9 protein-coding genes are annotated in these 11,505 nt (G+C 43.7%); 8 read left to right on the forward strand and 1 reads right to left on the reverse strand.

Translation table 11 applies throughout. The features are described 5' to 3' along the window. Positions 1-74 precede the first annotated feature (74 nt). Positions 75-812: a FadR/GntR family transcriptional regulator gene (locus ACRRMM_RS12325; RefSeq protein WP_165379135.1), complete on the forward strand. Its 738-nt coding sequence runs from the start codon at positions 75-77 to the stop codon at positions 810-812. A gap of 227 nt (positions 813-1,039) precedes the next feature. Here ACRRMM_RS12325 and ACRRMM_RS12330 read toward each other — a convergent pair whose 3' ends face one another. Beyond that, positions 1,040-2,482, reverse strand: a complete 1,443-nt coding sequence (locus ACRRMM_RS12330) for a sigma-54 interaction domain-containing protein (RefSeq protein WP_017368078.1) — start codon at positions 2,480-2,482, stop codon at positions 1,040-1,042. A gap of 209 nt (positions 2,483-2,691) precedes the next feature. Between ACRRMM_RS12330 and ACRRMM_RS12335 the strand changes: the two genes are divergently transcribed. The 7 genes from ACRRMM_RS12335 to gpmI all read left to right on the forward strand — a co-directional run bounded on the left by ACRRMM_RS12335 (position 2,692) and on the right by gpmI (position 11,491). Further along, on the forward strand, positions 2,692-3,885 hold the full coding sequence (locus ACRRMM_RS12335; protein WP_050826616.1) for an ornithine--oxo-acid transaminase: 1,194 nt from the start codon (positions 2,692-2,694) through the stop codon (positions 3,883-3,885). 137 nt (positions 3,886-4,022) lie between these two features. Next, entirely contained in the window at positions 4,023-5,408 is a 1,386-nt protein-coding gene (locus ACRRMM_RS12340; protein WP_048002953.1) for an amino acid permease, read from the forward strand. Positions 5,409-5,696: 288 nt separating this feature from the next. Continuing rightward, positions 5,697-6,734 carry a sugar-binding transcriptional regulator gene (locus ACRRMM_RS12345; RefSeq protein ID WP_138279016.1) on the forward strand — a complete coding sequence of 346 codons (1,038 nt, stop codon included), beginning with the start codon at positions 5,697-5,699 and terminating at the stop codon, positions 6,732-6,734. Positions 6,735-6,765: 31 nt separating this feature from the next. Beyond that, complete coding sequence (gene gap, locus ACRRMM_RS12350) at positions 6,766-7,773, forward strand: type I glyceraldehyde-3-phosphate dehydrogenase (RefSeq protein WP_007500174.1); 1,008 nt, start codon at positions 6,766-6,768, stop codon at positions 7,771-7,773. 213 nt (positions 7,774-7,986) lie between these two features. Next, positions 7,987-9,171: a phosphoglycerate kinase gene (locus tag ACRRMM_RS12355; RefSeq protein ID WP_017359212.1), complete on the forward strand. Its 1,185-nt coding sequence runs from the start codon at positions 7,987-7,989 to the stop codon at positions 9,169-9,171. 30 nt (positions 9,172-9,201) lie between these two features. Then, positions 9,202-9,963 carry a triose-phosphate isomerase gene (gene tpiA / locus ACRRMM_RS12360; protein WP_017359213.1) on the forward strand — a complete coding sequence of 254 codons (762 nt, stop codon included), beginning with the start codon at positions 9,202-9,204 and terminating at the stop codon, positions 9,961-9,963. After that, positions 9,956-11,491 (forward strand): 2,3-bisphosphoglycerate-independent phosphoglycerate mutase, encoded by a 1,536-nt coding sequence (gpmI, locus tag ACRRMM_RS12365; protein ID WP_017359214.1) that lies wholly within the window; start codon positions 9,956-9,958, stop codon positions 11,489-11,491. Before tpiA ends, gpmI begins: the two co-directional genes overlap by 8 nt. Positions 11,492-11,505 lie beyond the last annotated feature (14 nt).

The following is an 11,505-nucleotide window of genomic DNA, read 5'->3' on the forward strand; positions in this document are numbered from 1 at the left end:
ATCTGAATTTTGGGGTAAAGTATAAGATAGGGCATGAGCCGATAGGGTAGACAACAGTGATGAGGTGAGACCAATTGAAATATAAACAAATCAAAACGAAAAAAATATATGAAGAAATTGCGGACGCATTAGTCGAATCCATTCGAACGGGGGAGCTACTTCCGGGCGAAAAATTAGACTCGGTTCAAGCACTTTCTGAAAACTTTCAAGTCAGCCGTTCCGCTGTGAGAGAAGCACTGTCCGCTCTGAAAGCGATCGGATTAATAGAGATGAAGCAAGGAGAAGGCACATATGTGAAGCAGTTCGATCCTGAGCAGCTCACATTTTGTTTATCTCCTGCTTTTTTGATGAAGCAGCAGGATATCGTGCAGCTTCTTGAAGTGAGATCAATCATTGAATCAGGTGCTGTCAAAAAAGCAGCATTGCTGCGGACAGACGATGACCTCCATCGACTGCAGGAGGCACTTGAACAAATGAAGCGTGCAGAAGCGCATAAAGAAATTGGTGAGGAGGCAGACCTCACATTTCATCTTGCCATCGCTAAAGCCTCAAAGAATCATTTACTAGCGGCGTTAATGAATCAGGTCTCAACCTTGTTAATGGAAACGATGCGAGAAACAAGAAAAGTCGTGTTATTCTCAAGAAAAGCGTCCATACGTCAGCTTTACAAGGACCATGAACGAATTTATCAAGCTATCATGGACAAACAGCCAGAAGAAGCAGAGCGGGCGATGCTCACACATTTGGAAAAAGTAGAACAACTTCTTGGTGATGTGCTGCAAGAACAGGAAGGAAAGCCAGATATACAATAAGCTGTGCCGAAAAGCGGCACAGCTCAGCGTGTAGACAAACCCTCGCATTCTTTGTCAGTCCTGCGCGCTGGTACTCACGAATGTCAAATTCGCTCCGTAAAAGTAGCTGTCCTTCCTAGACTGCAAAGGTTTTCTATCACGCTGAAAAGAAGACAAAGGGCTAAAATAAAGGTCATTTTAGCCCTTTGTCAACAATCTAAGCTGTGCCGCATAAGGGCACAGCTCTATTATTGAAGAGAAATATGCAATTTTTTCATTCGATATTGCAGACTTTGCCTGCTCATGCCCAATATCTTTGCAGTCTGTGAAATATTGTCGTCCATTTTATTTAAGTAATGGACGATGTATTGTTTTTCAAATCGTTCCATTTGGGTTTGGAAATCAGTCGTATGTTCTGAGCTCGTGTAGACGAAGGTATCAGCTGCAGCTGTAGGCTGCACCGGACTCATCTGCATGTGTTCACTAGGATGACCTTCTCCTTGCTTGAATCGGAAATGGTAAGGAAGGTGATGCAAGCTTAAGTATGTTTCGTCCATCATCATATTCATTCCAGCCTCAATCACATGCTCCAGCTCTCTTACATTACCTGGCCAATGATAAGTTTGGAACAGGGCAAGTACCTCTTCATCAGCCGCCTTCACATTCATTTGAAACAGTTCATTATATTTTTGAATAAAATGCATCACAAATGTCGGGATGTCTTCTTTTCGCTCAGAGAGCGGCGGGATAAACAAGGTGACAATGCCAAGCCGGTAAAATAAATCCTTTCGCATCCGTCCACCTGCGATCGCATCCACAGGGTCCTCATTCATATTAGCAATCACTCTCACATCAATGGCGATTTCTTTTGTACTGCCTAACCTTCTCACGCGCTTCTCCTGCAAGACGCGCAATAGTTTTGCTTGAAGAGCCGGGTGTAATGAGTTGATTTCATCTAAAAGCAGTGTACCACCTTGTGCTTGTTCGAATAGACCGGGCTGATCTGTTGCCCCTGTAAAAGCCCCTTTTTGTGTTCCGAAAAGCAGACTTTCAATCAGGTTATCAGGCAGTGCTGCACAATTCTGCGTAATAAATGGTCCAGATGAACGGCTGCTGCCATTATGAATGCTTTGTGCAAATAGCTCTTTCCCCGTCCCTGTTTCACCAACAATCAGCACATAAGAAGAGGTACGTGTGGCTCGTTTCGCATGTTCAATTACTTCTAAAAAGGCAGGACTTTCCCCAATGATTGAATCAAATGTAAAGCGTGTGTTTCCTTTTTTCTTCATATTGTGGTGAATGAGCCGTTCCAGTTTCGTGACATCATTCGAAATTTCAACTGCCCCTTGAATCAAACCGTCTCGAACGAGCGGGTATGTATGGTTAATCGTTGTGATTTCTTTTCCATTGTAGTTGTGATACGTCTGCTTTGCATGAACCGTTTGTTTCCCGGTTCGCAGCGCTTGGACAAGTGTACTGTGCATCTCGTCCTGAAACACAAAGAGGTCTAATACATTTTTATAAAGGACATCAGAACGTTTTAAAGATTCGATCTCCATCATTTTTTTATTATAAACAATGGTATTGCCATTTTCGTCAATGGCGTGAACCCCAACATCAATTAAATCGAGCATTTGTTTATATAGATCAATCTCATTTTCAAGCTTTGCGGTATGCTGATCTTTTTTCACTTGCGCCACCTCCAGACATTACCTCTATTTTACATGAAAAATTTTGCGGTTTCCTCTAAAAAAATTTGCATATGCAAAATATTTCTGCGTTAAAGGTGAGAACAATCCTAGGCACAGAGCGATCACTAAGTTGGCATGATCCTTGCATAACATAAGAGTGAAGATGAACCCCATAAAAAGAGGCAAGCTTACAGAAGGAGGAATACACGATGACACAGACAAAAGCATTGATTCATCAAACAGAACAATACGGTGCGGCGAACTATCATCCGTTGCCAATTGTGATTTCAGAGGCTGAGGGAGTGTGGGTGACTGATCCTGAGGGCAACCGCTACATGGATATGCTCAGTGCATATTCTGCAGTCAACCAAGGACATCGCCATCCCCGCATTATAGAAGCGCTTAAAACACAAGCTGACCGCGTGACACTCACATCAAGGGCCTTCCATAATGATCAGCTTGGTCCTTGGTATGAGAAGATTTGCAAATTAACGAATAAAGAGATGGCATTGCCGATGAATACAGGAGCAGAGGCTGTGGAAACGGCGATAAAGGCAGCGAGACGATGGGGCTATGATGTCAAGGGTATCGAAGAGAATCGGGCAGAAATCATTGCATGTACCGGGAATTTTCATGGTCGTACAATGACGGCTGTGTCACTTTCTTCGGAAGCAGAATATCAAAGAGGTTTCGGTCCGATGCTTCCGGGCATAAAGCTCATCCCTTATGGAGATATTGAGGCGTTACGCAAAGCGATCACTCCGCAAACAGCAGCTTTTCTCTTTGAACCGATTCAAGGGGAAGCGGGCATTGTCATGCCGCCCGAGGGCTTTATAAAAGAGGCAAAAGCGATCTGTGAGAAGGAACATGTGTTATTGATCGCAGATGAAATTCAAGTGGGATTAGCGCGGACTGGCAAGATGTTTGCATGCGACTGGGAAGGCATTGAGCCGGATATGCTGATTCTTGGTAAAGCACTTGGCGGTGGGGTATTCCCGATCTCGTGTGTTGTCGCAAACCGTGATATTTTAGGTGTGTTTAACCCAGGATCTCACGGGTCTACCTTTGGCGGGAATCCTCTTGCGTGCGCAGTATCGCTAGCTGCACTAGATGTTTTAATCGACGAGAAGCTTGCCGAGCGCTCATTGGAGCTTGGGGAATATTTCAAAGACAAACTGTCACGCATTCAAAGTCCTGTCATTAAGGAAGTGCGCGGGCGTGGACTATTTATTGGAATGGAACTGACTGAGGCAGCTAGACCCTATTGCGAGAAGCTCAAGCAAGCCGGGCTGTTATGCAAAGAAACCCATGAGACAGTAATTCGATTTGCACCGCCGCTCACCATTTCAAAAGAAGACTTGGATTGGGCAATCGCTCATATCGAAGCGTTATTTCAAGCATAAATGATCAAGGGAGAAGCCTTCAAATTCTCCCTTTCTCTTTCAATGAACGGCGAATTTTGTCAAAGGTTGATGAATAGAAGAGTGAAAGTGGGGAAGCGGATTTGAAGCCAGAACAGCATAATGAACTAGAGCGTTCCATGAAAAGTAGACATCTCTTTATGATTGCCTTAGGTGGGGTCATTGGAACAGGCCTTTTCCTTGGGTCAGGACTCATTATTCATCAGGCAGGCCCAGGGGGAGCCATTCTTTCGTTTATCATTGGCGGATTGCTCATGTATTTGGTGATGCTCTGTCTTGGTGAATTAGCAGTGGCGATGCCGACAGCTGGTTCTTTTCAGGAGTATGCCACGAAGTATATTGGTCCATCCACGGGCTTTATGATCGGCTGGCTCTATTGGTTTAGCTGGGCGTGTACGATTGGACTTGAGTTTACATCAGCAGGTATTCTACTCCAAAGGTGGTTCCCAGATATCCCTGTTTGGCTTTGGTGTCTTGCCTTTAGCGTCATCTTATTTTCCATCAATGCCATCTCGGCACGCAGTTTCGCTGAAACAGAGTTCTGGTTTTCAGCCATCAAGGTTGCTGCGATCTTATTGTTTATTATCATTGGAATTGGCGCAATTTTCGGAATGATTCACTTAAAAGGCGGGGAACCTGCCCCACTATTTCGTCATTTGACGGATCATGGCGGCCTTTTTCCTAATGGTCTTTTGGCGATTTTATTAACCATGGTCACAGTCAATTTCTCCTTTCAAGGAACAGAGCTTGTAGGGATTGCAGCAGGTGAAAGTGAAAGTCCGGAAAAAACACTCCCGCGTTCTATTCGGAATATTATTTGGCGGACGATGGTCTTTTTTGTTTTATCGATTGCGGTTCTTGCAGCGCTTCTTCCATGGCAGACCGCCGGCGCAGTGGATAGTCCGTTTGTTGTGGTATTGGACAAGGTCGGCATACCATACGCCGCAGATATCATGAATTTTATCATCATTACAGCCGTCTTATCTGTAGCGAACTCTGGATTATATGCATCATCACGTATGCTATGGGCGCTTTCAAAAGACGGGAAAGGACCTGTTTTCACGAAAAAATTATCCAAACGTAAAATCCCGATCAATGCCTTATTGGTGACAATGGGTGTATCCGCTCTATCACTGCTCACGAGTGTTGTAGCACCAAAAACGGTATATGTCTGGCTCATCTCCATTTCGGGTATGGTGCTTGTCGTGGTTTGGATGTCTATTTGTTTATCCCAATACTTCTTTAGGAGACAATTCATAAAAGAGGGCGGAGATGTAAAGGATCTGGTCTTCCGAACGCCTTTCTATCCATTTGTGCCATTAGCAGGTTTTATCGCATTTGGCATTGTTCTTATCAGTTTATTCTTTATTGAGGATCAGCGGATTGGTCTTTATTGCGGAGTTCCATTTATGGCCGCCTGCTACATCATTTACTACCTCAAGATTAAACCGAAGGAAGATGCGAAACGGTTTAATGAAGAGAAAGAAACGATACCGAAAACATAAGCAGGCGGCTTTTGACCGCCTGCACCTTTTCAAAGACAAATGCATTCAATATAGAAGAAAATAAATAGTTTGAAAAAAATAAAATGGCGGAAAGCTAGATGACAAGCAGGTTATCGGTCAAAATGTGTCTATTTTTTGTCTAAATGTGTTTGTAAGAGTTGAAAATGCAAGATTATCCTGTTAAAATAATTAAAGAAAGCAGGGATTGATTTTTTTTGGCTGTGGCGGGACGTTTTTTGTCACAGTGGGACGTTTTTAGTCCAACGTGAAAAGAAAGGGTCGTTAGCCATGAATCGTTTATTGGAAGCTCAAAAAAAATTATTACCAGATCTTCTCACAGTTATGCAAAAGCGCTACGACATTTTGCAGTACATCAGATTAGCTGAACCAATTGGTCGCAGAAGTCTTGCGACAAGTCTTGGTCTGAGTGAACGTATCTTAAGAGCTGAAGTTCAGTTCTTAAAGGAACAAAATCTGCTGGATGTCAAAACGAGCGGTATGATGCTGACGACTGAAGGTCATGCTTTGCTTGAAATGCTTGAAGGAATGATGAAGGACGTTTTAGGTTTAACCTTTTTGGAAAATACATTAAAGAGGAAATTAGGCCTGGAAGAAGTCATCATTGTTTCTGGTAACAGCGATGAATCCCCGTGGGTGAAGCAAGAAATGGGAAGAGCTGCTGTCCAATGTATGAAAAAAAGGTTTACTGGAAATAATATCGTCGCCGTCACTGGCGGAACGACGATGGAAGCTGTTGCCGAAATGATGACCCCTGATGCCAAAAATCGCGACATGATGTTTGTCCCTGCGAGAGGCGGTCTTGGGGAGAATGTAAAAAATCAGGCAAACACCATTTGTGCCCACATGGCTGAAAAAGCTTCCGGTACTTACAAACTGCTGTTTGTTCCAGGACAGCTGTCAGAAGGTGCTTACTCTTCCATTATTGAAGAGCCGTCCGTCAAAGAAGTGCTTCAAACAATTAAATCATCCACGATGCTCATTCATGGAATCGGTGAAGCAAAAACAATGGCGATGAGACGAAACACACCCGCTGAAGATTTAAAAAAAATTGATGAGCATGACGCAGTGACAGAGGCTTTTGGCTATTACTTTAATCGTGATGGCGAGGTCGTCCACAAAGTGCACTCCGTCGGCATGCAGCTAGATGATTTAGAAAGCATTCCACACATCATTGCTGTTGCTGGTGGATCATCAAAGGCAGGGGCCATTGAAGCTTATTTCAAAAAACCCCGCCGAACGGTTCTCGTCACAGACGAAGGAGCCGCAAAAGAGTTATTAAGGGAGTCAATTGATCCCTCAATATAAAACATTGTGACCTATAAAAGGAGGAAACATCATGGCAGTAAAAGTCGGTATTAACGGATTTGGACGTATTGGACGTAACGTATTTCGTGCAGCATTAAACAATCCTGAAGTTGAGGTAGTAGCGGTTAACGATCTAACAGACGCTAACATGCTTGCACACCTTTTACAATATGACTCTGTTCACGGAAAACTAGATGCAGAGGTTTCTGTAGACGGTACGAACTTAGTAGTGAACGGTAAAACAATCGAAGTATCAGCTGAGCGTGACCCTGCGAAATTAAGCTGGGGTAAACAAGGCGTAGAAATCGTTGTTGAATCTACTGGATTCTTCACTAAACGTGCAGACGCTGCTAAACACTTAGAAGCTGGCGCTAAAAAAGTCATCATCTCTGCTCCTGCTAACGAAGAAGATATTACAATCGTTATGGGTGTAAACGAAGACAAATACGATGCAGCTAGCCACGATGTCATCTCTAATGCATCTTGTACAACAAACTGCTTAGCTCCATTTGCAAAAGTACTTAACGATAAATTTGGTATCAAACGCGGTATGATGACAACTGTTCACTCATACACAAATGACCAACAAATTCTTGATCTTCCGCACAAAGACTACCGTCGTGCTCGTGCAGCTGCGGAAAACATCATCCCAACTTCTACAGGTGCTGCGAAAGCTGTTTCACTTGTATTGCCTGAACTTAAAGGTAAATTAAACGGTGGCGCTATGCGTGTTCCAACACCTAACGTTTCTTTAGTTGATCTTGTTGCTGAATTAAATCAAGATGTGACAGCTGAAGACGTAAATGCAGCACTTAAAGAAGCAGCTGAAGGAGAACTTAAAGGAATCCTTGGCTACAGCGAAGAGCCATTAGTATCTGGTGACTACAATGGTAATGCAAACTCTTCAACAATCGATGCTCTTTCTACAATGGTAATGGAAGGCAGCATGGTGAAAGTCATTTCTTGGTACGATAACGAGAGTGGATATTCTCACCGCGTTGTTGACCTTGCAGCTTACATTGCAAAACAAGGTCTTTAATTTCTCACACTGAAGGAACTCACTTGGTTCTTTCCTAGAGACACGATATAATGAAGACGGACAAGGGAAGGGGAAGCATCCCTTTCCCTTTTTCTCTGTATTTATCCGTTCTGCACGATTTCTCGTTTTGATGAGGGCAAAATGGGAAAAGGATAAAGAGAGACTTGTCCAATGCGTAAGGAAACCAGAATAAAGGAGGATCTCCTGACGAGCATGAATAAGAAATCAGTAAAAGACATTGACGTAAAAGGTAAAGTTGTGTTCTGCCGCGTAGATTTTAACGTTCCAATGAAGGACGGAAAAGTGACGGATGATACTCGTATTCGCGCAGCATTACCAACGATTGAGTATTTAACAGGACAAGGCGCAAAGGTACTACTAGCTAGTCATTTGGGTCGTCCGAAAGGTCAAGTTACTGAAGAACTGCGTCTGACACCTGTAGCAAAACGTCTGCAAGAGCTTCTTGGACAAGAAGTGAAAAAAGCAGATGAAGCTTACGGCGACAACGTGAAAAAGCAAATCTCTGACTTAAAAGAAGGAGATGTGCTAGTGCTTGAAAACGTTCGTTTCTATCCTGGTGAAGAAAAGAACGATCCTGAATTATCAAAAGCGTTTGCTGATTTAGCCGATGTGTATGTCAATGATGCGTTCGGTGCTGCACACCGTGCACATGCATCCACAGCTGGTATTGCAGCGTATCTTCCGGCTGTTTCAGGCTTCCTCATGCAAAAAGAGCTTGAGGTTCTAGGGAAAGCCATTTCAAACCCTGATCGCCCATTTACAGCGATTATCGGTGGCGCAAAAGTAAAGGATAAAATCGGTGTAATTGAAAGTCTTCTTGATAAAGTGGACAACCTGATCATCGGCGGCGGACTTGCTTATACATTTGTCAAAGCACTTGGCCACGAAGTAGGAAAATCTCTATTAGAAGAAGACAAAGTAGATTTAGCGAAATCCTTTATGGACCGTGCAAAAGAAAAAGGCGTGAACTTCCTGATTCCAACAGATGTTCTGGTAGCCGACGACTTTTCAAATGATGCGAATACAAGCATTGTGCCAATCTCTGAAATTCCAAGTGATCTAGAAGCACTTGATATTGGAACAGAGACAAGAGAGAAGTATGCTGATGTCATTAAAAACAGCAAACTTGTTGTCTGGAACGGACCAATGGGTGTATTTGAAATCGATGCATTCGCTAAAGGAACAAAAGCAATCGCAGAAGCACTGGCAGAAGCAAAAGATACATATTCTGTCATTGGCGGTGGAGATTCAGCAGCAGCTGTTGAGAAATTTGGTCTTGCCGATCAGATGAGCCATATTTCTACAGGTGGCGGCGCTTCACTTGAATTTATGGAAGGCAAAGAACTTCCAGGTGTGACTGCATTAAACGATAAATAAGACCAAAACTGCTATAAGGAAGTGTCAATCATGAGAAAACCAATTATAGCTGGGAACTGGAAGATGAACAAAACACTTGGCGAAGCTGTAAGTTTCGTTGAAGAAGTCAAATCATCTATTCCATCTCCTGACAAAGTGGAATCTATTGTCTGTGCACCAGCCCTTTTCCTTGAAAAGCTGAACAGCCTTTCTAACGGAACAGACCTTAAAATTGGTGCGCAAAACATGCACTTTGAAGAAAACGGTGCATTCACTGGTGAAATCAGCCCTGCTGCGCTTAAAGATCTTGGCATCGGCTACTCAGTGATCGGTCATTCAGAGCGCCGCGAATTCTTCGCTGAAACAGATGAAACAGTGAACAAAAAAGCACATGCTGCATTCAAGCATGGCATCGTTCCAATCATCTGTGTAGGTGAAACGCTTGAAGAGCGTGAAGCAGGCAAAACAAACGAACTTGTCGCTGATCAAGTGAAGAAAGCACTAGCTGGTTTAACGAAGCAGCAAGTCGCTGAATCTGTCATTGCCTATGAGCCAATCTGGGCGATCGGTACAGGTAAATCTTCTACAGCAAAAGATGCAAACGATGTTTGTGCGCACATTCGCCAAACGGTTGCAAGCGAATTTGGTCAAGAAGCGGCAGACAGCCTTCGCATTCAATATGGCGGAAGCGTGAAACCTGCGAATATTAAAGAATATATGGCAGAATCCGATATTGACGGTGCTTTGGTAGGCGGCGCAAGCTTAGAACCTCAGTCTTTCGTTCAATTATTGGAGGAAGGTCAATATGAGTAAGAAACCAGCTGCATTAATCATCTTAGATGGATTCGGTTTAAGAGGCGAAACAGTCGGTAACGCTGTTGCCCAAGCAAAGAAACCGAACTTCGACCGCTACTGGAACGAATTCCCGCATCAAACCTTAACGGCTTCAGGTGAGGCAGTAGGCCTCCCAGAAGGTCAAATGGGGAACTCTGAAGTTGGGCATTTGAACATCGGTGCAGGACGCATCGTGTACCAAAGCTTAACAAGAGTGAATGTTGCCATTCGTGATGGGGAATTTGAGAAAAACGAAACGTTCCTAGATGCAATGACTTATGCAAAAGAAAATGACAAGGCGCTTCATTTATTCGGTCTCTTGTCAGACGGCGGTGTGCATAGCCACATCCAGCATCTTTTTGCCTTGCTGAAACTAGCGAAAAAAGAAGGCTTAACAAAAGTATACATTCACGGCTTCTTAGACGGACGTGATGTTGGTCAGAAGACAGCGAAAGTGTACTTAAAACAGCTTGAAGAACAAATCAAAGAAATCGGTGTCGGAGAAGTCGCAACACTTTCTGGACGCTATTACTCAATGGACCGTGACAAGCGCTGGGATCGTGTGGAGAAAGCATATCGCGCGATGGCGTATGGTGAAGGCCCAAGTTATCAAAACATCTATGATGTCGTTGATGACTCCTATGAAAATGGAATCTACGATGAGTTCGTTATTCCATCTGTCATTACGAGAGAAAATGGTGAGCCGGTAGCAAAAGTAAACGACGGCGATTCTGTGATTTTCTATAACTTCCGTCCAGACCGTGCGATTCAAATTTCAAACACATTCACAAATGAGGATTTCCGCTCGTTTGACCGCGGGGAAGCACATCCGAAGGATTTACACTTCGTCTGCTTCACACACTTCAGTGAAACGGTAGATGGCTATGTGGCTTTCAAACCAGTGAATTTGGATAACACAGTAGGAGAAGTACTTTCTCAAAATGGATTGAAGCAGCTGCGGATTGCTGAAACAGAGAAATATCCTCACGTGACGTTCTTTATGAGCGGTGGACGTGAAGAAGAATTTCCTGGAGAAGACCGCATCTTAATCAATTCACCAGATGTCGCAACCTATGACCTCAAGCCAGAAATGAGCGCTTATGAGGTAAAGGATGCGCTTGTTGCAGACATCAATGCGGACAAGCATGATGCGATCATTCTGAACTTTGCTAACCCAGATATGGTGGGGCATTCAGGTATGCTTGAGCCAACAATCAAAGCCATTGAAGCAGTAGATGAGTGCTTAGGAGCTGTAGTCGACGCAATCCTTGCAAAAGGCGGACACGCCATCATCACGGCAGACCACGGTAACGCAGACGTGCTCATTACCGAAGAAGGAAAGCCGCATACTGCACATACAACGAATCCTGTGCCAGTCATCGTAACGAAAAAAGGTGCGACGCTTAGAGAAGGCGGCATTTTAGCTGATCTATCTCCAACGCTTTTAGACTTACTTGGACTTGAAAAACCAAAAGAGATGACAGGAACATCATTGATTCAGAAATAACAAATTGATTCAAA

Source organism: Bacillus sp. XT-4 (genome assembly GCF_050864245.1).
In the GTDB taxonomy this organism is placed as follows: domain Bacteria; phylum Bacillota; class Bacilli; order Bacillales; family Bacillaceae; genus Bacillus; species Bacillus altitudinis.